This window comes from Kribbella sp. NPDC023855, assembly GCF_040639475.1.
In the GTDB taxonomy this organism is placed as follows: Bacteria; Actinomycetota; Actinomycetes; order Propionibacteriales; family Kribbellaceae; genus Kribbella.
Genome location: NZ_JBFAAA010000003.1, coordinates 850,252 through 873,509 on the forward strand (window position 1 = coordinate 850,252; position 23,258 = coordinate 873,509).

The window sequence follows — 23,258 nt, forward strand, 5'->3', positions numbered from 1 at the left end:
ACCTTTCGAGAGACGTCACATCGAGGTGCCGAGCAGACCGCGGGTGATCTGGAAGCCGACGTTGCCGGACGCAACGGCCTTCGGAATCTGTTGGCGGCTGGCCACTGCGGCCAGGGTTTCCAGCGCGACCGCTGCCTGCTCCTGTGCGTTGCCTGAGGCAACTGCGTCGAGATCGTCGCCGTACTGCACGACCGTCTCGGGGTCGGTGCTGAACTCGACGACCGGGACGAATCGCTGGGCCGACAAGGTGCCACCGGCAACGTGTGCGAGCACTTGCTGGACTCCGCCGGCGCCGAAGCCGGTGACGGTCTCCATCCAGTCGGTTCCTGGCATCCGCATCACGTGCCAGCCGTTGGCGGTGAACCGCTGACCGTGGGCGATGGTCGGTTCGACCGCGGCGGGAGAGCCGAAGGCGGCGTACCGGAAAGTCTCGTTGGCCAGGAGGGCGCCGCGGGAGGAGAGGACGGCTGAGCCGCCGGCGGCGACTATTTCGCGGCCGACTCTGGCCATTGCTTCAGCTGTCTCGGGGGTTAGTTGGCCGCGGGCTTCGAGGGCGACGGTCAGGGCGCCGAGGGTGCCGGTGACCTCTTCGGGGGCGGGGAGGTCGAAGCTGCTGAACCAGTCGCGGACGCGGGTGGTGACGGCGTCGATGCCGCCATCCGCCTGGATGCTGGCCCAGCCGAATCGCGACGGATCCGCGCCGGCTTCGACGAGACGGGATCGGAAATAGTCGTTGTGCGTCTTCTCGCAACCGTGCTCGAGGAGAAGCGCCATCCGGGTGTTCGGGTGCAGCAGGTAGCCGAGCATCGTGCGGGCAAACGTCTCCTCAGACGCCCCACCGCTAGACCCACACCCCTCCGTATGAGGCAACGCCACCATCCGCGTCACCGCCTCCCCAGCCCACCCCTCCAACTCCCCCTGCCCAGCCAGTCGCAAAGCAATCTGCCCAGAACACAAACTCGTCGGCAGAATGAGCCCGACAGGCTCGGGCACCAGCCGGTCATCAACCCGCAAGAGCCGAAGCGCGCTGGAGGAGCCGGGAAGCACGGCGCCGGAGGCGGCGGCGGAAGCAGGCGCGGCGGGGGCGGAGGCTCCTACTGCCCCGCCCACCGGGGAGCCGGCGTAGCCGGCGATCGTGAGTGGGGTGCCGGGGAGCGGGGCGTCTCGGTCTTCTGGGGGGAGGTCGGTCAGCGAGCGGGTTTGGCGGCCGTTGGGGGTTATGGAGATGTTCTTGCGGGGGGCGGTTTGGCGCCAGTTGCGCCAGATGGAGACTTGGCTGTGGCCGGCTCGTTCGCCGGCGGTGGGTTCGCCGGAGGCTACTCGGACGGTGAGGTCGAGGGTCTCGGCGGTTAGGTCATCCATGGGGGTGCCGGTTAGGTAGCGGCCGGCGTCTACGTCCATTTCGGCTTGTAGCAGCTCGTACCGCGCCGAAGTGGTGACGAACTTGATCGTGGGCACGAACGGGAAGTTGGTGATCGAGCCGTTCCCGGTGGTGAAGAAGATCAGGTTGCAGCCGCTGGCGACCTGTCCGGCGACCGACTCCAGATCGTTGCCGGGGCTGTCCATGAAGACGAACCCGTGCCCGGGCATCCGCTCCGCGTAGTCGATCACGTGGTCCAGCCGTACGTCGCGATCCAGCTTTCGCGCCGCCCCAACCGACTTGAGCACGATGTTGTAGAGACCGCGATACACGTTCCCACCGGACGGATTGCCCTCAGCCGTGTGCCCGTGCCACCCAACACGCTCCTTGAACGACTGCACGGTCCGCAAGAACCGCTTGGCCGTCGGCAAGTCCCGGACGTTCTTCAGAACGTAGCCCTCGGCACCGATCAACTCATCGGTCTCCGCCAGTACTGCGATCCCGCCGTGCCGGATCACCTCGCGCCCGACCGCACCGGCCAGCGGATTCGCGCTGACCCCGGAGAACGCGTCGGATCCCCCACACTGCAAGCCGATCCAGAGATCCGCGAGCGGGACCTCCTGCCGTTCCTGCGCGGCGACCACCGGCAACCATGGCTCGACCAGCCGGCCCGCCGCGGTGAGATCAGCCTCGAAACCCGCACTCCTGGTGAAGTACGCATGCGGCACCCGGATCTCCGGATAGCCGTGCTCGGCCATGAAGTCCTTGATCGCCTGCCCGGAGACCAACTCCCCCTCGGTGTCGACGATCAGGACCGCGCCGACGTTCGGGTTCAGGGCGAACCCAGCCAACGTGGCCAGCAGGAAGTGGAGGTTGTTCGGCGTACCGTCCTCGCCGCCTTCGGTGTGCGCGACCGGTACGACGCCGTCGAACCCTTCAGCGCCATCGAACCGCCGTGCGAGCTCCGTGACGAACCCGCTGCTCCGCGAACTCGTCGCCATCAGTACGACGTGGTTGCGGGTACCCGCGGGCCCTTGCTCACGGGGGTAGCCGAGGAACGTCCCGGGCTGCTCCACCGACGTGACCTGGCGGCCGAAGTTGAGGGCCGACTCGTCGAGTTCGTACGGGTCGAGGGGCTCGTTCTCGGCGCTCGGCTCGGCGGGGAGTCCTTCGACCCCTCTGGCCGACACGGCGGCCAGGCTGGTCGGCGTACAGACGTAGTCGCCGATGTCGAGGTCGCGCAGGGCGCGGGCGAACGGGGTGTTCCAGGACAGCAGCGGCTCGCCGGTCGCGATCGGGCTCGCCACGAAGCGGTGGCCTTCGAGCACGGTGTGCGGCAGCGTCACCGGCGTACCGGCGAAGTCGATCACGGTGCCGGCTGGGAGGCGGCGCGAGGAGATGGCGACGTTGTCCCCGGGCTCGGGCAGGACGCCGACCTCGTCGAACCTCAGCATCGTGATTTCCGCCTCCGGGTGGCTGGTTCGGATGGAATCGTGCATGATGCATGATTACCGATGCCACCCTGCCGAACTGGGCGGGCTGGGTCAAGGGCATGACCAGTCCCTGGAGAAGAGGGCCCGATGACAGTGGAGCCGCAGGACCGGCGGCTGCTGCGCCGGCAGATGCTCGCCGACGACGTGTACGAGGCGATCAAGACGATGCTGATGGACCACGCGATCCGGCCGGGCGCGCGGATCTCCATCGACGGGCTGGCGCGCGACTTCCAGGTCTCGTCCACGCCGGTCCGGGAGGCGCTGGCTAGGCTCGAGTCGGAGGGCCTGGCGGACAAGGAGCCGCTCAAGGGCTACCGGGCCACCCCGCTGCTGAGCCGCGAGGAGTTCGACGACCTGTACCGGTTCCGGCTGCTGCTGGAGCCTTGGGCGGCGCGGCGGGCCGCCGAACTCGTCGACGACACCGGCCGCGACCGCCTCCGCGCCGAGCTCGCGACCGCGGTCGAGCCGACATCAGCGGACTACGCCGGGTACAAGTCGCTCACGGCGCACGACAATCGGTTCCACTCGCTGATCACCGCACTGTCCGGCAGCGAGCAGGTGCGGCTGGCTTTCCAGCGCACCCACTGCCACCTGCACATCTTCCGCCTCCACTACGACCGGGACACCGGCCCCGAGGTGCTGGTCGAACACCGCCAGATTGTCGAGGCGATCACCTCCGGCGACCCCGCCGCAGCCGAGGCCGCGATGACCAAACACCTGGACAACTCGATGTCCTTACGGCTGCGAAAGGTCTACGAACAGTAGAAGCCGGTACTACGCGGGCGCGTCGCCGTGATCTGGGATTTCCAGCTGGACGCCGCCTTGCAGGGCGGACTGGTGGGCGTAGATGCCGGGCAGTGTGTAGCGGGCGGAGACCCAGGCGTTGATCGGCGGGAGGGTCTTGTCGGCCACCGCGCGGACGAAGTCGTCGGCGAGGAAGTGGTGGGAACCCTCGTGGCCGTTGTGCAGGCCGGCGAACTCCGCCGGCAGGCGGTCACGGTCGTGGACCGGCGACAGACCGGAGCGGAACGCGTCGCGCAGCGCCGGGTCGACGTTCGCCAGGTCGTCGTCGTCCAGTGAGCTGCTCGGCTTGGTCTCCATCAGGTGGCTGACGTCCTCGACGCCTTCCTTGGTCTGCCAGAGCGTGGTCGTGGCGAGCTGCTCGAAGCTGCCCTCGGTCCCGAACACACGCAGCCGCGACTCGCGCAGGTGCGACGGGTAGCCGACGCGGCGCATCTCGTTGGTCCGCATGATGCCGCCGTCGGCGAGCTTGAACAGCGCCGTCGCGTTGCTGAAGTCGTTGTCGAAGGCACTGATCTCCTTGTCGAAGACGCCGTCGCCGCGGTCGTCCTGCACGCCGATGCAGGAGACGTGGGTGGCGTGCTGGCCGGTCACCGACAAGACGTTGCCGACGGCATGCGTCGGGTACAGCATGGGCGGGAACGAGGCGGTCTTCTTCCAGTCCTCGCCACCGCTGTACTGGTACGCCGCGTAGAACCCGAGATCCATGTCGTGGACGTAGTCGCCTTCGCTGTAGAAGACGCGGCCGAAGTCACCGGCGGCCAGGCGCTGGCGGCAGTAGACCGAGGACGGGTAGTAGAAACTGGTCTCGCCCATCATGTAGGTCAGGCCGGTCGCCTTGACCAGCTCGATGATGCGGGCGATCTGGTCGGCCTCGATCGCCATCGGGACGGTGGAGTAGACGTGCTTGCCGGCTTCGAGCGCCTGGATCGCCATCTCGCCGTGCAGCCAGCGCTGGGTGAAGATCGCCACCGCGTCGACGTCGGAGGCGAGCATCTCCTCGAACGACTGGTAGGTGATCGAGACGCCCTGCTTGGCGGCCATCTCGGCCAGCCGGTCGGGCAGCACGTCGGTCAGCCGCACGTCGGTGACGTCGGGATGGGCGGACCACAACCGCAGGAACGAGGGGGCGAACTGGCCGGCTCCGACCACGCCGATACTGATGCTCATGCCTCCAGGCAATCACACATTCTTCACCCATGTAAGAACAATTTTGAACACTGAGATGTGAAGGTGTGTCAGGGGCGGGTGAGGGGGAGACGGTCGGGGTGGTCGGTGGTGATGCCGTCTACGGAGAGGGCGACGGCGCGCTCGTAGGTCCGGGGGTCGGGGACGGGCCACGCAGTGACGGAAAGGCCGTGGGAGTGGAGAGTGGTGACCGTCTCGGGGGTCAGGTCGGTGATGCCACAGAGCGCCCAGGTGGCGGCGGCCGCCTCAACACGAGCGAGGATCTCGTCGACCGGAGGTGTGCGCGCGAGGATCAGGCCGGTTTCGACCGACGGAAGCAGGTCGCGGATGGCCAGCAGGATGTCCGCCGCAGAAGACGTCACCAGAGTGCGATCCGCCAACGCGCTGTCCTTCAAGGACTCGGCCAGCAACGGAAGAGCTTCGACAGCTTTGACCTCCGCCTGGAAGCGCACCGAGATCTCCTCAGTTGTCTCCGCCCAGGTCGGGACGACTTCGCCGAGGCCCGCGTCCAGCGAACGCAGTACGGCGAAAGGCAGGTCGGCGACGGCGCCGGTGCCGTTTGTAGTGCGGTCGACGGTGGCGTCGTGGAGGACGACGAGTTCGCCGTCGGCGGTGACGCGGAGGTCCAGCTCGATCTCGTCGCACCCGTCGGCGACGGCTCGGTGGAACGACCGCAGGGTGTTCTCCGGTTCGGAGCCGAGCGCCCCGCGATGGCCGGTGATGATCACAGCACCTTCTCCTCGTACTGGCGACGGACCTCGTCGGCGATCGCGTCGAGCCGGCGGGCCACCGACTTGAACACCTCGCGGGGTGCCGCGTTGTCGGCATAGATCTGCTGCAGGCCGGTGTAGATCGCGACGTTCGAGTTCCGCCCGTAGAGCCGGATCGCGTCCTGCTGCCGCGCGTTCGCGAGCTGCGCGATCGCGACGCCGTAGTTCGGCTGCTCGGCGATGAGCTTCTTCAGCTCGGGGTCTTCGCGGGCCGCGTTCACCACTGGGAGATAGCCGGTCTGGGCCGTCCACCAGGCCGAGTTCTCCGGCCGCGCCAGGAAGGTCAGGAACGTCGCGGCGGCCTGCTTGCGCTCGTCGGAGATGTTCCGCAGCATCCCGATCCCGCCGCCGCCGGTCGCGATCCCGGCCGCGACCTCCGACGGGATGAAGCCGGCGCCGACCTTGAACTTCGCCTTGCCGGTGATCGACTTCATCCCACCGGTCGACTCCTGGATGACACCCACCAGCCCGTTGGCGAAGTCGGTGCTCGGGCTGCTGGACATGTACGCCAGACCGAGCTTGTGGACCATCTCGCGCTGCCACTCCCCCGCGGCCACCGCGCCGTCCTGGTCGATCTTCACGTCGAGCCCATCGGAGTACGCGCCGCCGAACTGCCACACGTTGCCCTGGAACTGCCAGTCGCCGTCGACCTTCGCGTATGCGATCGTCCGCAACGACCGGCCGCCCGACTGCACCTTGGCCAATTCCGGCGCCCACGACCGCAGCTCGCTCCAGGTCCGCGGGGCCCGATCCGGCAACCCGACCTTGGCGAACGCCTCCCGGTTGTAGTAGAGGATCGGCGTACTGCGGGCGAACGGCACTGCCCAGCTCTGTCCCTTCACGACGTACTCGCCGAACAGCTTGGACTGGAAGACGGCCGGGCCGAACCCGTCGGTGAAGTAGCCGTTCAGCGGCTCCAGTGCGTCGTTGAGGAAGAACCGTTCCCAGGTGACGTCGGACAGGATGGCCAGATCCGGCGCCTGCTTGGCGACCAGAGCGGCCGCGACCTTCTGGGCCACGTCGTCGTAGCTGCCCTGGAACTGCACCTCGACGTACACGTCGTCCTGGGCATCGTTGAACTTGGCAACGAGTCCGTCGACCGCCTTGCCGTTCACCCCGCCGTACGACGACCAGAAGACGACCCGGACCCGGTTCGCGTACTGCTTCGGCACACTGCCGGCCGGTTGGGAGTAGATCGCGTCGACGGAGCGGTAGCCGCAGCCCGCCAGCGCCGTACCGGCCGCGAGGCCCAGGAACATCCTGCGTCGCATCGTCATCCCTTCAGCGCTCCCTGGGTGATGCCGCCGACGATGTAGCGCTGGGCTACGAGGAAGATCAGCAGCATCGGCGCGAGCACGAGCAACGTGCCGGCCATGATCGTTCCCCAGTTGGCCAGGCCCTCTTCGTCCTTGAGGATCAGCAGGCCGACCGGCAGCGTGCGCATCTCGGCGGTGTTGGTGACGATCAGCGGCCAGACGAAGTTGTTCCACTCCTCGACCGCGGTGATCACCACGACCGTGATCAGCATCGGCTGCGACATCGGCAGCACCACCCGCCACAGCGTGCGCAGGTGTCCGGCGCCGTCGACGGCGGCCGCATCGGTCACCTCCGACGGCAGGGTGAGGAACTGCTGGCGCATCAGGAAGGTCGCGAACGCGGAGCCGATGCCCGGGATGATCAACCCGGCGTACGTGTTGATCCAGCCCAGCGACGCGACGGTCAGGTAGTTCGGCAGCAACGTCACGTGACCCGGCACCATCATCGCGCCGAGGATCAGCAGGAACAGCACCTTCTTGAACGGAAACCTCAAGTACGCAAAGGCATAAGCCGTCAGTACTGCGTTAGCCACCTTCAGCGCCGTCCCCGCGACGGTGATGATCGCCGAGTTGAGGAAGAACCGGTCGAACGGTGCCGCCTTCCAGGCCAGCGAGAAGTTCTCCCAGGTCAGGTTGTCCGGCCACCACATGGGCGGCCACTGGTAGATGTCGGCCGGCTGCTTGAACGCCGTACTGAGCAACCAGTACAGCGGTCCGAGGAAGATGGCTGCGACGCCGAGCAGGGCGACGTACTGGAGGGGTCTGGTCTTCATCGGTAGTGCACCCGCCTTTCCATCACGCGGGCCTGGACGGTGGTGACGATCAGCAGGATGACGAACATGATGATCGACAGCGTCGCGGCCCGGCCGGCGTTGAAGGCCTGGAAGCCCTCGTTGTAGATCGACCAGCTGAGCGTGGTGGTGGCGTCGCCCGGACCGCCACCGGTCATCACCGCGATCACGTCGAAGGCCTGAAAGGTGCCGATCACTGTGGTGATCAGCAAGAAGAAGGTGATCGGCGCGAGCAGCGGCAACTTGATCGCCCAGAACCGGGTCCAGGTGCTCGCGCCGTCGATCGCCGCGGCCTCGTCGAGCTCCTTCGGCAGGCCTTGCAGACCGGCCAGGTAGATCAGCGCGGTGAAACCCGCGTTCTTCCACAGGTAGACGATGACGAGGCCGGGCAGCGCCCAGTCGGAGTTGTTCATCCAGTCCGGTGGCTCGGCACCGAACGGTTCGATCAGCGCGCGCAGCAGGCCGTAGCCGGGGTCGAAGATGAACAGCCAGATCGTCGCGACGGCCGCCCCGGACAGGATGTGCGGCGCGAACGAGATGGTCCGGACGACACCGCGGCCCTTCAGCGGTAGGTTGAACAGCAACGCCAGCGCGAGCCCGATCACCAGGCTGCCGGCCACGATCAGGCCGGTGAAGACGATCGTGATCCCCAGCGTCTGGTGGAAGGCGGGGTCGGTGAGCGTCCGGCCGTAGTTGCTCAGGCCAACGAAGGTCGGGCGGGCCGCGATCATGTTCCAGTCGGTCAGACTGAGGAACGCGTTGTAGACGATCGGCCAGTACGCGAACAGCGCGATCACCAGCAGATTGGGTGCCACCAGCAACGCGAACAACCCGTACTCGCGCCGCCGTACGGACAAGGCGCTCACACCGGCCTCCTCGGGGTCAGCAATTCGGCAAGGGCAGCGGCGAGCTCCGGCGCAGCGGCCAGGACGCCGTCCGACAGCGCGGTCACCTCGGCACCGGCCTCCCGCGCGATGAGACCACCCGCGGCGACATCCCATCGCTGGATCAGATGTTCGTAGTACGCGTCAACGGTGCCGTCGGCAACCGAGCAGAGATCAAGCGCCGCAGACCCGCCTCGACGAATGTCTCGTACTACGGGCAGCAGGCGGCTGAGGTGGTCTGCCTGCTCGGCACGGCGTTCAGGCAAGTATGAAAAGCCGGTGCTCACCAAGGCGGTCGCCAGCCCGACCGCGTTGACGGGACCGAGACGCCGACCGTCGCGAAACGCGCCTTCTCCACGAGTGGCCGACCAAGTGATCCCCGTCGTCGGCTGGTGAACGACCCCGACGACTGCACCGGCTTCGTCCTCCACCGCGATACTCACACACCAGTCCGGCCGGCCGTAGAGGTAGTTCACGGTCCCATCGAGCGGATCGATCACCCAGGTATAACCTGTGCTCGAAGCCTTCGAGGCGCCTTCTTCTCCCAGCAGCCCATCCCCGGGCCGCGCCGCGGCGAGCCCGTCGACGATCAACTGCTCCGACGCGCGATCAGCCGCCGTCACCGGATCACTGACGGAAGACTTGGTCTCAACCTCGCCCCCACCGACCAACCCAGCCTGCCGCTTCAGCAGTTCCTCACCCGCAGCTTCAGCCAGCCGAACCGCCAGCTGTTGTGCAAAGCTCACGCTGAAACCAGCCCCAGCGGGTCGCGGCCGGAGAGGTAGGCGGCGACGGCTTCGGCTGCGATTGACGCAGCTCGGTGGGCGGTTTGTTTGGTGGCGCCGGCTAGGTGCGGGGTCATCACGACATTAGGTGCCGTCAGCAACCTTGAGTCCGTCGGCACTGGCTCGACCGGGAAGACATCGAAAGCGGCCGCGCCCAACTGTCCGGACTCCAACGCGTCCACGGTCGCGTCGTAGTCGAGTAGGCCGCCTCGGGCGGTGTTGACCAGTACTGCGCCTCGGCGCATCGTCGCGATCTCGGGAGCGCCGATCATGCCGCGGGTCTGGTCGGTCAGGCGGGCGTGCAGGCTGACCACGTCGGACTGACGCAGCAACTCGTCCAGTTCGACGACCTCGGTCCCGTCCGGGGGTGAGGTGGGGTCGACGGCCGGGTCCACTACGAGTACTCGCGCGCCGAAGGCAACCATCACGCGGGCGACCCGGCGGCCGATCGCGCCGTAGCCGACCAGGCCGACCGTCGCGCCATCGAGTTCCGCGCCGCAGTCGTCGTACGCGTAGAGATCGCTACGCCATTGGCCTTGCTCAAGAGTCTTCTGCAGGTGGGGAAGCTTGCGTAGGGCACCCAACATCAGTGTGACGGCGTGCTCGGCCGCGGCGCCCGCGTTGCGGCCAGGCGTGGACGACACGATGACACCGCGCTTGGTTGCCGCAGGCACGTTCACGTTGACGGGGCCGCCACGGCAGCAGACCAGGAAGCGCAGGTCCGGCGCGGAGTCCAGGACGCGTTCGGTGAACGGGCCCATCTGGGTGATCGCCAGTTCGATTCCGGGCAGCGCGGCGATCAGCTGGTCCTCGGCGTCGCTGGCTTCGTCGACCTCGGCGACCCGGCCGAACGGCGTCAGCGGCCAGGGCAGCGTGACCCGCTCGAACTCGAAAGCGACGTCCGGCAACGCCGACGTCAGCGCCGCCTCGAGCAGGTCGTTGCCGACGAAGTGGTCGCCGGCGAGCAGGGTGCGGACGGTTCTCATCAAGCTCCAGAAGGTCGGGCGGTGGGGGCCGGGTCGGCCCAGCGGGGACGGGCCGCTTCGCTGCGGCGCAGGTAGTGGGCGAAACCCTCGTCATAGAAGGCCGCACGGGACGGGTCGGGATCGATCTGCCGGGTCTCGGCGATCCACTCCGGACCGGCTGCCTGCCCAGCGGCGAGCCTCGCGCCGATCACCGCCCCGCGAGCGGCGACCTGGGACGCCTCGGTCGTGTGCAGAGGGCTGTTCAGGACATCGGCGAGGATCTGCGTCCACTCGCGACTGTTGGCGCCACCGCCGCAGACGGTCACCTTGCCGGTCCAACCGGCCGCTTCGAGACAGTGCCGGGCGGCGTACGCGATGCCTTCGCAGGTCGCCCGCACGACGTCCGCCTGGGTCGTCGACAGCGAAATCCCGTCGATCGTGCCGCGTGCGCCGGTGTCCACGAACGGCGCCCGCTCGCCGGCTTCGGACAGGTAAGGCAGCACGGTCACGCCGTTGGCACCGGCCGGACTTTCGGCCAGCAGCGCCGGCAACTGGGCGACACCGACCCCAAGCAGCGACAGCACCCGATCGAGAGCAGCCGTGCCAACCATGGCGGGCATCGCACGTAACCAGACGCCTGGCGTCCAGGTGCCGAGGAACAGTCCCGCAGGCTCCTCATCAACCGGCAACTCCCGGGTCACCACCTGACAGGCCAGCGTCGTACCGACCGTCAGAAGCGCATCGCCGACCTCGCTCACACCTGCGCCCAGAGCCGCAGCCGGTAGGTCATAGGGTCCTGCAGAGATGCGAGTTCCCAGCGGAAGACCGAGTGAAGGATCGCGAAGTTCACCAACAGGACCGTCCGGCGCGACCGGTGCAAGCAAGTGCTGCCAGTCGGTCAGCCCACACGCCTCCAACGCCTTGGCGTCATAGCTGTTCGTGCGCGGGTCAAGGAACGGCGCGGACCCATCGGACACATCGGTCGCCCGTACGCCGGTCAACCGCTGCATCACCACGTCTTTGCAGTACGCCGCAGTCGCCGCGCGACGCAGTACGTCAGGCTCCTCAGCCAGTACTGCGGCCAGCAGCGGCCCTGAGGCGCCCGGAAACATCCGGTTGCCGGAGCGCCGGAACACCTGCTCGGCAACCCCGTCGACGGTCCAGCGCTCGAGGATCTCGTTGCTGCGAGCATCCAGCCACGAGATCGCCGGCCGGACCGGTCGGCCGCCCGCATCCACCAACCAGAGACCGTCGCCCTGGGCCGTGATCGCCACCAGCCCCGCTTCCGGCAAAGCCAGCTCCGCGACCACCTCGTTGACTGAGGCAACGACCTCGTCGGTGTCGTGCTCGAACCGGCCGGGACCGGGACGGACCAGGCGGGTCGGCCGCGAGGTTTCCGCCACCTGACGGCCGGCCTCGTCGAAGGCCACCGCCTTCGTGACGGTGGTGCCGACGTCCACTCCCACATCCATCCCGGACTCCCCTCACCGATGAAGCTCTTAAAGTGGCGCGACCTCGACCGTGCTGCCGTGGTCGCGAAGCGCCGCGATCAGGTCGGCCGGCGTCTTCTCGTCCACCACGACCACGTCGAAACCTGTCAGCGGTGCCAGCCGGTGCAACGCGGTCCGCTGCAGCTTGCCGTGGTCGACGAGCAGCACCTTGGTGCGGGCGGACCGCATCATGGCCTGCTTGACCAGCACGATCTCTTCTTCCTGGTGGAACGCGTGTGTCGCCGACACCGCGGACACACTGCAGAACAGCAGATCCGTGTGCAGCGCCTCGACGGCTTGCGCGCACGGCATGCCACCGAACGAGTCGTGCGTCGACGAGTAGATTCCGCCCAACGCCAGCAGCGTGACGTCGCGCAGCTGGGTCAGCCGGGTGATGGCGGGCAGGAAGTTCGTTGCCACCGTCAACGGAGTGATGTCCTCGAAGAGGTCGACCAGGGCGAGCGCGCTGGTCGAGTCGTCGAGCATCACCGACATCCCGGGCTCGATCATTGCGCGGGCGTGCCGGGCCAATGCAGCCTTCTCGGCCTGCGCGGTGTTGAGCCGGTACGCCACGTTGCTCTCGAACACACTGGTCGGCTGGGCCGTCACGCCACCGCGGTACTTGCGGACCACGCCCTGCCGCTCCAGCTCGTCCAGGTCGCGATGCACCGTCATCACGCTGACCCCGAACGCCTCGACCAGATCGTTCGCCGAGACCGAGCCGTGCTCGACGACGTACGCCGCGATCTCGGCCTGGCGCCGGGCGGGCCGGCTCAGCTCGGAGGTGTCGGCCGTGTCAGAACTCATCCCGGAATCTCCATTCGCACAGCGGGGGTGTTGAACGCTTCGAGTCCCACTGTGCCGTCCTGCCAGCGCAAACGCACCAACGCCGCGGGACCGAGGGCCGGCAGAAGTCTGCGATAGTCCTTGAGTTCCAGGCCGAGCACCCGGCAGACCAGCAACCGGATCAGCGTGTTGTGCGCGACCACGAGCACCTTGCGGCCCTGGTGCTCGCGGCCGATCTTGTGGAAGACCTCCTCGACGCGGTCCGCCGCGGCGGCTGGGTCCTCGCCGCCCGGGAAGTGTGCGCCGACCGGGTCGAGCTCGAACGCCTTGGCCACCGACGGGGGCAGCTCGCTGAGACTGAGTCCCTCGGCCGAACCGAAGTCGACCTCGCGCAACCGGTCGTCCAGCACCGGCGTCAGCCCGAGCGCCTGTGCCGTCGGCGTCATGGTCTGCCGCGCTCGCAACATCGGCGACGACCACAGTGCGTCCGGGCTGAAGTCCAGGGCCCATTCCTTCAGGTACTGCGCCTGCACGTGGCCGACCCCGTCGATCGGCAGATCCGTCGACCCGGTGTACCGGTTGCCGTGGTGCCACTCGGTCCGCCCGTGCCGGGCCAGGACGACGATCGTCTTCATCCGCGATACCCCCGCCGGTCCAGTTCCGCCACGAATTCGCCGTACAAGGTGGTCAGTCGTTCTTGCGGTCGCGGCTCGAGTACGCGCTCGACGCGGACCATGCGCGCCGCCGTCTCGGTCACCGAGGCGCCGCCGGACGCCGCGAGCACAGCCATCCCGTACGCCGGGTCCGCGGCCGCGGGCAGCTCGACCGGTACGCCGAGGACGTCGGCGCGGAGCTGGTTCCAGTAGCCGCTGCGAGTCGCGCCGCCGGTGAGCGAGACCGAGCGGACCGGTTCTGCGCCGAGGCTTTCCAGGTGCTCGAAGGCGAGTCGCTCGATGAAGGCGACGCCTTGCAGGACACCGCAGTACCGGTGCAGGTCGTCGGGGAGGTTGCCGAGTTCGAAGCGTTCGGCGGTCGGTGCGACGAAGGGGAAGCGCTCGCCTCGCCCGGTGATCGGGTAGATGGCCGCGTCGATCGGGCCGAGTGCGCGGGCTGCCTGGTCGAGCGCGTCGAGGTCCGCGCCCGGCAGCATCGCGGTGAGTGCGCCGGCGCCGGTGTTGGAGGCGCCACCGGGAAGCCAGCCGCCGTCGGGATGGCGGTGGCTGTAAACAGCTCCGGTCGGGTCGTTGAGCAGGTCCTTGCTGACGCCCTTGAGGACGAGAGTCGTGCCAAGGACCGAGTTCCAGGCTCCCGGCGACAGCGCCCCCGCGGCGATCTGGGCCGCACAGCCGTCAGTCATGCCCGCGTAGACCGGCGTACCGGCAGGGACCCCGGTGACCTGGGCTTTTGCTGTGTAGACGCGCCCGAGTTCGGTGCCCGGGAGGACGACCTCGGGGAGAAGTTCGGCCGGGAGACCGAGGCTGCCGAAGGCTTGGACCGGCCAGCTGTCGGCTTCCAGGTCATAGCCAGTCTTGAGCGCGTGACTGGTGTCGGTGGCGACCGGGCCGCCGATCAGGTGGGCGGCGACGACGTCCGCGCTGTGCGCGATGCGGCCGGCTTCCGGGTGCTGGTCGAGCAACCAGAGGATCTTGGGCAAGGCCCAGGTCGGCTGCATCGCGGTCCACCACCGCGCGGGGTCCGCCTGAACGACCCGGTCGAGATAGTCGGCGGCTCGCGCATCGTCGTACATGAGCGCGGGTGTGGTCGGCGCACCGGCGTTATCGGTGAGCAGGACCGTTCCGGAGGTCGAGCAGATGGCGACACCCTGTACTGCGGGCGTTGCGACTTCGGCGAGCGTGGCGTCGACCGCGTCCAGCCATTCGCGTGGGTCCTGCTCGTGGCGGACGCCGTCGCGGTTGCTGGTCAGGGGGCGGGAGGCACGAGCCAGGACATCACCGGCAGCGCTGACCAGGACGGAGCGGACGCTCTGCGTCCCGAGATCGACCCCGATCCAAGCAGGCTCAGGCACAACCGCACACCCCTAGCGACGACGCTGATGTTAGCTACGTTGATAACATAACATCAGATCGCGGTAAGAGCGTGGGATGAGTTCAGTTCTGCATCAGGAGGAGCGAGCGGTCCGCGGTGGCGAGTTCGATCCGGCCGGCGTCGACGGCGCCGTACGCACCGATCGGTCCACTGGCCTTGCGGCCGTGCCGGTTGAGCCAGAAACCCCAGCCCGCCGGAGCATCCGGCCACTCGGGGTCGGGCTCCCAGCCGATCGGCGGACGCCAGGTGGCGGTCGGCGGCTCGGGCCAGCTGGGCGGTGGGTTGAATCGGTGCACGGGCAGCCTTTCCCCAGAGATTCGGTGACGATCTCCAGGAGTCCGAGAGTGGTCAACAGGTTGTCTGACAGATCAACGACCAGTCGATGTGAACGTCACGCCTAAATCTTGGTAAAGATTATTGGCTTGAGTACCACCGCGGCTACCGCCGTGACCCTTGACATCTCCCCCGGACTGGCGGACGTTGAAGGCAGTCGATCGGCATCGTGGGGGGAACCATGGATTCTGATCTGTGGAGCAGGTCCTGTACGCCGCGCGAAGTCGCGACCGAGGACTTCCGGAGATTGAGCGCGCAGGGACTGATCCGCGTCCGGCTGGACCTGGCGGGGATCGCCGGCGACCCGGCCCGGCTGCGCGAGCTCCTGGTCGCAGTACAGACCCTGCGGCGGATCGGCATCCTGGTCGAGTACGAGCTGGACCTGTTCGCCGGGTCGCCGCGGTTCGCGACCGTCCGGGAGAACGTGGCACTGCTGCGCGCGATCGTCGCCGACGGGACGACACCGGCCACCTTCACGATCAGCCCGGGGAGCGGGATCAGCTCCCCCTGGCTCGACGACTATCGCGAACGCGTCGGCGCCGCGGTGCAACCCTGGCTGACCGGACTGTCCCTTCAACTCGCGGACGCGTGGTCCGAGCTCGTCCTGGGCGAGCGACTCAAGCGCAGGCAGGACGGGGTCGCGGCGTACCGGATCGCGTTGCAACGGCTGACCCTGCGCAGCAACACCGAGCTGCTGAACCTGGTCGCCGACAGCGCCCGCGAGTACGAGCTGACCGGCGACACCCAGTTGCTCGAGCACGACCTGGTCGCGCCACGGGCCGGACTGCTGACCGAAACGTTGCTTGCCTTAAGCAACAAGTTCCGGCTGAACAATCTCACCGCTCAGGCGGCCAAACCGCTTTCGCTCAAGCGGGTCGGGTAGGCGCCGGCCGCGATCGCCTGGTCGAGGGCGGCCAACTGGGTGCAGGCGGCGGACAGCGCCTCGGCCTGCGTGCGGCAGCCGTCGACGTACCAGAACGGGTCGTCGGGCTGGCGGTCGTCGGCGTCGTCGATATCGGCGTACCAGCAGTCCACGCCGCCGCGGCAGTAGTAGTGCACCACGCGAACCTTGAGCTTCATGCGGGCTAGGACGTTGCCCATCCCTCTGACGGTTCCCCGTGCGGTGGAAGATAACCAACTATTCGATCCTGGTGTGAACTGTTTACGGATCAGGTTCCATCGTTGTAAACAGGTATATGAGATCCATCCGCCCCGCTGTGCTCACGCTGGCCGCTCTCGCCGCCGCCGTGCTGATGACTGGACTGCCGGCCGCCTCCGCGCCGGCGCTGGAGAAGCCCGTGCAGAACGCGGTACTCGCGCAGACCTTCCGCAACCCCGTCAACCCGGGTGCCGACCCGTCGCTGTTCTACTACGGCGGTCAGTACCACGTGGCAACCACGACCGGCGACCACATCGGCATCTGGTCGTCCCCGAGCCTGGCGACGCTACTGGTCGCACCGGAGAAGGTGGTCTGGCGCGACAGCGACCCGAGCCGCAACACCCAGATGTGGGCGCCGGCGTTCCGGCACGTCGGCAATCGCTGGTACATCTACTACACCGCGTCCGACGGGGTGGACGCGAACCACAGGATGTACGTCCTCGAGTCGGCCGGTGACGATCCGACCGGGCCGTACAGCTTCAAGGCGAAGATCGCCGACTTCGGTGAGTACGCCATCGACGGCGAACCGATCACGCACAACGGCCAGCAGTACTTCGTCTGGACAGGCCCCGGCCGCGGCCAGGGTGGACCGGCGCAGCTCTACATCGTGCGGATGAGCAACCCGTGGACGGCGACCGGCTCCCGGGTCGCGATCCCCGCCAGCGGGGGTTGTACCGAAGTACGGGAAGGGCCGACGCCGCTGTACCGGAACGGGCGGACGTTCCTCACCTACTCCACCTGCGACACCGGCAAGCCGGACTACCAGTTGTGGATGAAGAGCATCGCGAACGGCGCCGACCCGATGGTCGCTGCGAACTGGGTCCAGCACGCCGGGCCGATCTTCGCCCGCAACAACACGACCGGCGTCTGGGGACCGGGCCACCACTCCTTCTTCCAGTCCCCCGACGGGACGCAGGACTGGATCGCGTACCACGGCAAGAACACCAGCGCCTACACGTATGCCTTCCGCACCGCACGCGTCCAGAAGATCAGCTGGAACGCCGACGGCACCCCGAAGCTCGGCAGCCCCCTGGCCGCCGGAGCCACCCAGACACTGCCCTCGGGCGACCCCGGCGCGACCACCTCGGTCATCAACGACACCGACGTCGGCACCGGCCAGAACCAGATCGAGTACGCCGGTGCGTGGTCGTCCGGCTCGGGTTGCGGCAACCAGTGCTTCTGGGGCAACGACCACTGGAGCAACCAACTCAACGCCTCGGCCACCATCCGGTTCACCGGTACGAAAGTCGCCCTGCTCAGCGTCCTGGACACCGGCAACGGCATCGCCGGCATCTCCATCGACGGCGGCCCCGAACAACGCATCGACTACTACAGCTCCCTGCGAGTGGGCGAGCAACTCACCTACATCAGCCCAACCCTGCCCGCCGGCCCCCACACGCTGAAGCTCCGAGTCACCGGCACCAAGAACCCGTCATCGTCCAACACCGTCATCAGCCTGGACCGCATCGAGGTCTACTGATAGACCTCCAGCTCGACGATCCGCGAGTACGTGAGGCCCTCGTTGCTGGACAACGTGAGGATTCGGATGGCGGTTGCTGTTAGTGGGGGGAAGGTGGAGGTGGTGAGAGGGGCTGTGTTGTTGCGGACTTGGGTGACGGTTTGCCAGGAGCCGTTGACGAGTGCCTGCACGTCCCAGTCCTTCAGGCCGTAGTTCGCGGCTGGGTATTGCTTGGAGTTGAGGGTGTAGAGGTCCACTCGGCCGACGGTCTGGGGCTGGTCGAAGGTGACTTGTAGCCAGTCTGGGAAGTTGCCTCGGGTGGAGTCGTTCCAGCCGGTGGTCTTGCCCCAGTGCTCCGAGTCGCGGTCGCCGTCGACCGCGCCGCAGGCCGGGTAGTTGGGCAGGTGCTCACTAGATGCGGTCACCGGGACGTAGCGGGCGAGGTTGCCGGTGGTGTCGACCGGCGCCACGCCGACCTCGACCGGAAGGGTCAGCGTCTGGTCCCCGGCCTTCACCGTGATCGAGTACTTGCCGGGCGCTGTCCCGCGAGGGGCGTTGACAGCGATCTGCACCTTGAGCGTGTAGCCGGGTGGCAGGTAGCTCGACACCAGGCGGCGCGACAGCGTCAGTGGTGCCGGCGCATCGAGGAACGCGTCGGCGTACACGGCGGTCCTGCCGGTGTTGCCGAAGCGGAGCTCGAAGCCTTGTTTGGCGCACGGCACCGGGGTGACGGCAATTTGCGCGACATCGGCCGACAGCGTCAGACCTCGTTGCACAGCACGGTCCGCGACGGCCGGGCCGGTGGTGGCGATCCCGGCGACCACGGCGACGATCAGTGCGAGGGTGCGGGCTCTCATAGCTCCTCCAGACCGGGGTTGCCGGCTTCCACCACGAACGAGCGGACGGTCGAGATCGGCGCTCCCGGTTTGTCGACGTAGGGCACCATCCGGCAATCGACGCGGAGCTGCGCGTTGTCGAAGCGGAGTACGGAGTAGCCGCGACGTTCGTCGACGAACTTGAGGTGCGGGTTGCCGGACAGGAACTTCTGTCCGTTGGCCGACACCGGTACGCCGTTGCCGCCGCTGCTGAACGACGTCGGCACGATCTCCACGCCATAGGTCTGCGAGTCGGGATCGGCGAAGTCACGCTTCATGTCGAGCGCATAGCCCGCATGCACGTCGCCGGTCAGCACCACCGGGTTGCGATGGCGATTGGCCGCGAGCCCATCGAGCATCAGCTTCTGTTCGGCGCCATACCCGTCCCAGGCGTCCATGTTGTAAAGGTCCACCGGCGTCGGGTCGAGGTCCATCCGGCTCATGATCACCTGGTTGGCCAGCACGTTCCAGGTGGTCCGGGAGCGGTTGAGGCCCTGCAGGAACCACTGCGTCTGCTGTTGACCGGCCAGCACTCGGGCCGGGTCGCGACGCGCCTCCGAGTCGACCTTCCAGCCATCACCGGCTGCCTGGTCCGACCTGTACTGCCGGGTGTCCAGCACGCTCAGCTGTGCGACCTGCCCGAAGGTGAAACGCCGGTAGAGCAGGTAGTTCGGCCCTTGTGGGGCTGGGCCGCGCAGGGGCAGGTGTTCCCAGTACGCGCGGTACGCGTTGGCCCGGCGTACCAGGAAGTCTTCTACTGGAGCATTCGCCTTGGAGATCGAGCCGGCGTAGTTGTCCTGTACTTCGTGGTCGTCCCAGGTCGTGATCCAGGGAGCACTCTGGTGGGCCGCCTGCAGATCGGGGTCGGACTTGTAGAGCGCGTACTGGAGTCGGTAGCGGTCCAGCGTGTCCGCCTCGGTGCGGAACTGGCTGGGGACCGGTGTAGTCACGTTGCGGAGCCCGCCGGCGGTGGAGATGCCGAACTCGTAGATGTAGTCGCCGAGGAACACCACAGCGTCGACATCCTCGTTGGCCAGGTGCCGCTGAGCCGTGTAGTAGCCGTCGGTCCACGCCTGGCAAGAGCTGACACCCAACGTGAGTTGGCCGCCTCGCTGGCCGGGCGCGGGCGCAGTACGGGTCCTGCCTGTCGGGCTGAGGTAGCGGTCGACCTTGAAGCGGTACCAGTAGTGCCGACCGGGTTCCAGACCCCGTACGTCGACGTGCACGCTGTGGGCGAACTCCGGTCGCGCAGTAGCTCGCCCGGATCGCACCACCCGCCGGAAGTGCTCGTCACTGGCCACCTGCCAGTCGACTCCCACCTCCTTGTACGGCGCTCCGCCGAGCGGCTCATACGGCTGTGGCGCGAGGCGGGTCCAGATGACGACCGCATCCGGTAGTGGGTCACCGGAGGCGACGCCGAGAGTGAACGGGTTGCCGGTGAGCCCACCGGCGTTCCCACTGCCGAGCGCGGTGCCCGGCAGGTTGGTCCCGAACGCCACCGCGGTGGCGGCGCCGGTGAGGGTGAGGAACCGGCGCCGGGCCAGCCTCACCGCTGGGCGGAGATCTTCGGTCACGTGATCAACCCTTCAGTCCACTGGAGAAACCGCGGATGACGTAGCGCTGGAGGACCAGGAAGACGAGCAGGATGGGCAACGCGGCCAGCACCAGGCCCGCGGCGACCAGCCCGTAGTCCGACGTGTACTCGTTGACGAAGGCAAAGACCCGGACCGGGACGGTCTCCCGGCCCGAACCGCCCAGGTAGAGCAGCGGGGTGAAGAAGTCGTTCCAGATGTGCACCGCGTTCAGGATCAGCACGGTGCCGGTGATCGGCCGCAGCAGCGGGAAGATCACGTGCACGAAGGCCTGCAGGTGCGAGGCTCCGTCGATCAGCGCCGCGTTGGTGTAGTCGGCGGGCAGCGACCGGATGAAGCCGGTGTAGAGGAACACCGTGAACGGCAGCTGGATCCCGGTGTAGAAGAGAATCATGCCCTGGTACGTGCCGAGCAGGCCGAGGTCGTTGACCAGCTGGTAGAGCGGGATCATGCCCAGCTGGAACGGCAGGATGATGCCGACGAGGAACAGGATGTAGAGGCTGTAACTCAGCCGCCCGGCCTGCCTGGCCAGGAAGTACGCCGCCAGCGAGCCGAGCACGATCAGCAGGACCACGCTGGAGACGGTGATCAGCGTGCTGTTGAGCAAGGCCGATCCGAGTGAGGCCGACTGCCACGCAGTACCGAAGCTCTCGGTCGAGGGTGGGTTCGGCGGGGACAGCGGTTTGTTGGCGATCTGGCCCGGGTCTTTGAAGGCCAGCGTCACCAGGGCGTAGACCGGGAAGAGGAAGGCGACGGCAGTCGCGATCATGACGACTTCGAGGACGAAGGTGCGGGGACGGTACGCGGTTCTCATGCTGTCGTCTCCCGGGATCGCAGGTAGGCGATCTGGATGAACGAGACGGCCGCGACGAAGATCGCCAGCACGAGGGCGACCGCGGTGCTGTAGCCGAACTTCCCGAACACGAAGGCCTGTTTGTAGAGCACCGTCGACAAGGTGTCGGTCGCGTACCCGGGGCCGCCGTTGGTCATCGCGATGATTTGGGTGAACAACGTCAGGCCGCCGACGGTCGACAGCATCACGTTGATCGTCACGGCGGGTGCCAGCAGCGGCCAGGTGATGTGCCGGAACCGCGCGACGGTGCCCGCCCCGTCGACCATCGCCGACTCGTGCAGTTCCTTCGGCACGCCTTCCAGACCGGCCAGGAAGATCACCATCGAGTAGCCGGCGCACTGCCAGATCACGGTGAAGGCGACCGACCAGATGGCCAGTGACGGGTTGCCGAGCCAGTCCTGCCGCAGCGAGCCCAGCCCGACCGCGTCGAGTGCCGCGTTGAGGCCCGCCTCCGGCGCCGGGTTGTAGACGTACTTCCAGAGGAAGGACACCATCACCGGGCTGACCACAACCGGCGCGAAGAAGATCACCCGGAGCGCCATCCGGCTCTTGATGGTGGTGTGCACCCCGAGCGCGAGCAGCAGCCCGAGGCCGTTCTGGACCACCACGATCGCGAGCGTCAGGGACAGCGTGTTGCGGAGCGCGCCGAGCGCCTGGTCGTCATGGACCAGCTGCTGGAAGTTGTCCAGGCCGACGAAGGAGCGCTGCTCCCCCACCCCCGACCAGTCCGTGAAGGCCGACCCCGCGCCGACGATGCTCGGGTAGAGCATCACCAGCGCGTAGACGACCAGCGCGGGCGCCGCGAACAGCCAGGGCGGCGCGATGCCGCCCCGGCGACCCGGTCGTTTCACCGGTGTCCGGTGCTTCGCGGCGTCCGGCGGGGTGATGACTGCCGTCATGTGGTCTTCCGGTAGGCCGCGTCCATCTTCTTGAGCGCACCGTCGACCGTGGTCTTCCCGCCCAGCAGCTCCTGTACGACGGCGAAGTGCGTCGGCTGCACCTCCGCGTTCGGCCAGCGCTGGTCCATGAACGGGACCGCCTTGTCACCCGACAGGAACGGCAGGAACGGTTTGAGCACGGGGTCGACCTTCGGTTCGCCCTCGGAGTACAGGGGAACGCAGGCGACGGCTTCGGCCCAGGCGTTGACCATCGCGGGCTGGCCGCAGTACTCGAGGAACTTGCGGGCCTCGTCGGCCTTCTTGCTCTTCGCGCTGACCGCGAGGCCGACCACGATGCCGCCGGGGATCCAGTTGTCGGCCACCGTGTCGGTGGCCGGCAGCGGGAACATGCCGAGGTCGTCGGGTGACGGCGCGGCCGCCCGGTACGCCTGCAGGACGGCGGAGACCTGGACGGCCATCGCGGCCTTGCCGGTGCCGACCATCGAGGTCGCCTGCTCGTACGTCGTCCCGTTCGGGTTGTCGTTGAAGAAGCCGCGCTTCTGCAGTTCGAGGTACTTGTTCATCGCGTCGGCCCAGCCGGAGCCGGCGAAGGTGGCGGAACCGTCGGCCATCTTGTCGTCGAAGTCGGGCTGCTTGGAGTAGACCGTGCCCGGCACGAGGGCGTAGTTGATCAGCTGGGTGACCCAGGGCGTCTGGGCACCGAGGGCGAGCGGGATGATGCCCTTCTTCTTGAGGGTTTCGCACACTGTGAGCAACTCGCTCCAGGTGGTGGGGATCTCCACCCCGGCCTTGGCGAACGCCTTCTTGTTGTAGATCGCGCCCAGCACGCTGGTGCCCGGCGAGAAGATGAAGGTCTTGCCGTCCTGCTGGTAGGCGCCCTTGAAGCCGGTCGGGATCTTCTGGGTCCAGGCCTGCTCGCTGAGGTCCGCGAGCAGATTCGCCTTGCTGAGCTGGACCATCGACATCGCGCTGCCGTTGCCGGGGTAGACGGCGTGCAGGTCGGGAGCATTACCCGCCGCGAGCTGGGCCCGGAGTGCGGTCTGCAACTGGTCCGCCGGCGAGAACGAGAGGTTGAACTCGAAGGAGCCGTTCTGCTTCTTGTACTCCTCCAGCGCCTTGCGCAGGCCGGCCTCCTGGCTGCCGGCGCCGATCACCTTCAGAGCGCCACCACTGCTACCGCCGGAGCCGCCACCGCCACAGCCGGCCAGGGCGCCCGCTGCCGCGGCGCCGCCCAGCAGTTGCAGGAGTCGCCGCCGGCTGACCGGCGTACGGATGATCTCGGATGCCACGGTTCCTCCTGAGCCCGGGGCGCCGAAGCCCCGCGGGAAATATCACCGTTGAATGTGAACAGAACGTGAAGAACTGTTATATTCCCCACTCGGCGTAAGCTACGAAGACCGGTGAGGGCCTGTC

At 67.6% G+C, this 23,258-nt stretch carries 22 protein-coding genes; 3 read left to right on the forward strand and 19 right to left on the reverse strand.

Annotated elements, in window-relative coordinates; genetic code table 11:
* Positions 1-15: 15 nt before the first annotated feature.
* Positions 16-2,859 carry a UxaA family hydrolase gene (locus AB0F51_RS15000; protein WP_360279537.1) on the reverse strand — a complete coding sequence of 948 codons (2,844 nt, stop codon included), beginning with the start codon at positions 2,857-2,859 and terminating at the stop codon, positions 16-18.
* A gap of 81 nt (positions 2,860-2,940) precedes the next feature.
* Between AB0F51_RS15000 and AB0F51_RS15005 the strand changes: the two genes are divergently transcribed.
* Positions 2,941-3,618, forward strand: coding sequence for a GntR family transcriptional regulator (locus AB0F51_RS15005; protein WP_360279540.1), 678 nt, complete (start codon positions 2,941-2,943; stop codon positions 3,616-3,618).
* A gap of 9 nt (positions 3,619-3,627) precedes the next feature.
* Here AB0F51_RS15005 and AB0F51_RS15010 read toward each other — a convergent pair whose 3' ends face one another.
* The 12 genes from AB0F51_RS15010 to AB0F51_RS15065 all read right to left on the reverse strand — a co-directional run bounded on the left by AB0F51_RS15010 (position 3,628) and on the right by AB0F51_RS15065 (position 14,971).
* Positions 3,628-4,824 (reverse strand): Gfo/Idh/MocA family oxidoreductase, encoded by a 1,197-nt coding sequence (locus AB0F51_RS15010; protein WP_360279543.1) that lies wholly within the window; start codon positions 4,822-4,824, stop codon positions 3,628-3,630.
* 68 nt (positions 4,825-4,892) lie between these two features.
* A complete protein-coding gene (locus tag AB0F51_RS15015) occupies positions 4,893-5,570 on the reverse strand; it encodes a glycerophosphodiester phosphodiesterase family protein (RefSeq protein ID WP_360279545.1) in 678 nt (225 codons plus the stop codon).
* Complete coding sequence (locus AB0F51_RS15020) at positions 5,567-6,889, reverse strand: ABC transporter substrate-binding protein (RefSeq protein ID WP_360279548.1); 1,323 nt, start codon at positions 6,887-6,889, stop codon at positions 5,567-5,569. Before AB0F51_RS15020 ends, AB0F51_RS15015 begins: the two co-directional genes overlap by 4 nt.
* Complete coding sequence (locus AB0F51_RS15025) at positions 6,886-7,701, reverse strand: carbohydrate ABC transporter permease (RefSeq protein WP_360279551.1); 816 nt, start codon at positions 7,699-7,701, stop codon at positions 6,886-6,888. Before AB0F51_RS15025 ends, AB0F51_RS15020 begins: the two co-directional genes overlap by 4 nt.
* Positions 7,698-8,585, reverse strand: a complete 888-nt coding sequence (locus tag AB0F51_RS15030) for a sugar ABC transporter permease (protein WP_360279554.1) — start codon at positions 8,583-8,585, stop codon at positions 7,698-7,700. Before AB0F51_RS15030 ends, AB0F51_RS15025 begins: the two co-directional genes overlap by 4 nt.
* On the reverse strand, positions 8,582-9,349 hold the full coding sequence (locus AB0F51_RS15035; RefSeq protein ID WP_360279557.1) for an inositol monophosphatase family protein: 768 nt from the start codon (positions 9,347-9,349) through the stop codon (positions 8,582-8,584). Before AB0F51_RS15035 ends, AB0F51_RS15030 begins: the two co-directional genes overlap by 4 nt.
* Positions 9,346-10,374: a 2-hydroxyacid dehydrogenase gene (locus AB0F51_RS15040; protein ID WP_360279560.1), complete on the reverse strand. Its 1,029-nt coding sequence runs from the start codon at positions 10,372-10,374 to the stop codon at positions 9,346-9,348. Before AB0F51_RS15040 ends, AB0F51_RS15035 begins: the two co-directional genes overlap by 4 nt.
* Entirely contained in the window at positions 10,374-11,825 is a 1,452-nt protein-coding gene (locus AB0F51_RS15045; RefSeq protein WP_360279563.1) for an FGGY-family carbohydrate kinase, read from the reverse strand. Before AB0F51_RS15045 ends, AB0F51_RS15040 begins: the two co-directional genes overlap by 1 nt.
* 27 nt (positions 11,826-11,852) lie before the next feature.
* Positions 11,853-12,650, reverse strand: coding sequence for a DeoR/GlpR family DNA-binding transcription regulator (locus AB0F51_RS15050; RefSeq protein WP_360279566.1), 798 nt, complete (start codon positions 12,648-12,650; stop codon positions 11,853-11,855).
* Positions 12,647-13,264 (reverse strand): histidine phosphatase family protein, encoded by a 618-nt coding sequence (locus AB0F51_RS15055; RefSeq protein WP_360279569.1) that lies wholly within the window; start codon positions 13,262-13,264, stop codon positions 12,647-12,649. The genes AB0F51_RS15050 and AB0F51_RS15055 overlap by 4 nt, the downstream gene beginning before the upstream one ends.
* The gene (locus AB0F51_RS15060) at positions 13,261-14,655 is read right to left on the reverse strand and encodes an FGGY family carbohydrate kinase (protein WP_360279572.1); all 1,395 of its coding nucleotides are present in this window, start codon (positions 14,653-14,655) and stop codon (positions 13,261-13,263) included. The genes AB0F51_RS15055 and AB0F51_RS15060 overlap by 4 nt, the downstream gene beginning before the upstream one ends.
* 82 nt (positions 14,656-14,737) lie before the next feature.
* Positions 14,738-14,971 (reverse strand): hypothetical protein, encoded by a 234-nt coding sequence (locus AB0F51_RS15065; protein ID WP_360279575.1) that lies wholly within the window; start codon positions 14,969-14,971, stop codon positions 14,738-14,740.
* Between the two features lie 218 nt (positions 14,972-15,189).
* Between AB0F51_RS15065 and AB0F51_RS15070 the strand changes: the two genes are divergently transcribed.
* Positions 15,190-15,891 carry a hypothetical protein gene (locus AB0F51_RS15070; protein WP_360279578.1) on the forward strand — a complete coding sequence of 234 codons (702 nt, stop codon included), beginning with the start codon at positions 15,190-15,192 and terminating at the stop codon, positions 15,889-15,891.
* On the opposite strand, the gene AB0F51_RS15075 is transcribed toward AB0F51_RS15070, so the two are convergent.
* The gene (locus AB0F51_RS15075) at positions 15,852-16,109 is read right to left on the reverse strand and encodes a hypothetical protein (protein WP_360279580.1); all 258 of its coding nucleotides are present in this window, start codon (positions 16,107-16,109) and stop codon (positions 15,852-15,854) included. The genes AB0F51_RS15070 and AB0F51_RS15075 overlap by 40 nt on opposite strands.
* Positions 16,110-16,204: 95 nt before the next feature.
* Between AB0F51_RS15075 and AB0F51_RS15080 the strand changes: the two genes are divergently transcribed.
* On the forward strand, positions 16,205-17,647 hold the full coding sequence (locus tag AB0F51_RS15080) for a family 43 glycosylhydrolase (protein WP_360279583.1): 1,443 nt from the start codon (positions 16,205-16,207) through the stop codon (positions 17,645-17,647).
* On the opposite strand, the gene AB0F51_RS15085 is transcribed toward AB0F51_RS15080, so the two are convergent.
* The 5 genes from AB0F51_RS15085 to AB0F51_RS15105 are packed head-to-tail and all read right to left on the reverse strand — an operon-like array spanning position 17,641 to position 23,134.
* Positions 17,641-18,483: a discoidin domain-containing protein gene (locus AB0F51_RS15085; protein WP_360279586.1), complete on the reverse strand. Its 843-nt coding sequence runs from the start codon at positions 18,481-18,483 to the stop codon at positions 17,641-17,643. The genes AB0F51_RS15080 and AB0F51_RS15085 overlap by 7 nt on opposite strands.
* On the reverse strand, positions 18,480-20,075 hold the full coding sequence (locus AB0F51_RS15090; RefSeq protein WP_360279589.1) for an alkaline phosphatase D family protein: 1,596 nt from the start codon (positions 20,073-20,075) through the stop codon (positions 18,480-18,482). The genes AB0F51_RS15085 and AB0F51_RS15090 overlap by 4 nt, the downstream gene beginning before the upstream one ends.
* A gap of 4 nt (positions 20,076-20,079) precedes the next feature.
* Complete coding sequence (locus AB0F51_RS15095; RefSeq protein WP_360279592.1) at positions 20,080-20,907, reverse strand: carbohydrate ABC transporter permease; 828 nt, start codon at positions 20,905-20,907, stop codon at positions 20,080-20,082.
* A complete protein-coding gene (locus tag AB0F51_RS15100; RefSeq protein ID WP_360279595.1) occupies positions 20,904-21,845 on the reverse strand; it encodes a sugar ABC transporter permease in 942 nt (313 codons plus the stop codon). Before AB0F51_RS15100 ends, AB0F51_RS15095 begins: the two co-directional genes overlap by 4 nt.
* Positions 21,842-23,134: an extracellular solute-binding protein gene (locus AB0F51_RS15105; protein WP_360279598.1), complete on the reverse strand. Its 1,293-nt coding sequence runs from the start codon at positions 23,132-23,134 to the stop codon at positions 21,842-21,844. Before AB0F51_RS15105 ends, AB0F51_RS15100 begins: the two co-directional genes overlap by 4 nt.
* Positions 23,135-23,258: the final 124 nt, after the last annotated feature.

What these genes read in the sequence shown, in the direction of transcription:
- AB0F51_RS15100 (WP_360279595.1), bottom strand. Translation starts at nt 21,845, where the DNA reads ATGACGGCAGTCATCACCCCGCCGGACGCCGCGAAGCACCGGACACCG.
- AB0F51_RS15080 (WP_360279583.1), top strand. Translation starts at nt 16,205, where the DNA reads ATGAGATCCATCCGCCCCGCTGTGCTCACGCTGGCCGCTCTCGCCGCC.
- AB0F51_RS15040 (WP_360279560.1), bottom strand. Translation starts at nt 10,374, where the DNA reads ATGAGAACCGTCCGCACCCTGCTCGCCGGCGACCACTTCGTCGGCAAC.
- AB0F51_RS15020 (WP_360279548.1), bottom strand. Translation starts at nt 6,889, where the DNA reads ATGACGATGCGACGCAGGATGTTCCTGGGCCTCGCGGCCGGTACGGCG.
- AB0F51_RS15085 (WP_360279586.1), bottom strand. Translation starts at nt 18,483, where the DNA reads ATGAGAGCCCGCACCCTCGCACTGATCGTCGCCGTGGTCGCCGGGATC.
- AB0F51_RS15000 (WP_360279537.1), bottom strand. Translation starts at nt 2,859, where the DNA reads ATGCACGATTCCATCCGAACCAGCCACCCGGAGGCGGAAATCACGATG.
- AB0F51_RS15025 (WP_360279551.1), bottom strand. Translation starts at nt 7,701, where the DNA reads ATGAAGACCAGACCCCTCCAGTACGTCGCCCTGCTCGGCGTCGCAGCC.
- AB0F51_RS15055 (WP_360279569.1), bottom strand. Translation starts at nt 13,264, where the DNA reads ATGAAGACGATCGTCGTCCTGGCCCGGCACGGGCGGACCGAGTGGCAC.
- AB0F51_RS15095 (WP_360279592.1), bottom strand. Translation starts at nt 20,907, where the DNA reads ATGAGAACCGCGTACCGTCCCCGCACCTTCGTCCTCGAAGTCGTCATG.
- AB0F51_RS15005 (WP_360279540.1), top strand. Translation starts at nt 2,941, where the DNA reads ATGACAGTGGAGCCGCAGGACCGGCGGCTGCTGCGCCGGCAGATGCTC.
- AB0F51_RS15010 (WP_360279543.1), bottom strand. Translation starts at nt 4,824, where the DNA reads ATGAGCATCAGTATCGGCGTGGTCGGAGCCGGCCAGTTCGCCCCCTCG.
- AB0F51_RS15070 (WP_360279578.1), top strand. Translation starts at nt 15,190, where the DNA reads ATGGATTCTGATCTGTGGAGCAGGTCCTGTACGCCGCGCGAAGTCGCG.
- AB0F51_RS15045 (WP_360279563.1), bottom strand. Translation starts at nt 11,825, where the DNA reads ATGGATGTGGGAGTGGACGTCGGCACCACCGTCACGAAGGCGGTGGCC.
- AB0F51_RS15075 (WP_360279580.1), bottom strand. Translation starts at nt 16,109, where the DNA reads ATGGGCAACGTCCTAGCCCGCATGAAGCTCAAGGTTCGCGTGGTGCAC.
- AB0F51_RS15050 (WP_360279566.1), bottom strand. Translation starts at nt 12,650, where the DNA reads ATGAGTTCTGACACGGCCGACACCTCCGAGCTGAGCCGGCCCGCCCGG.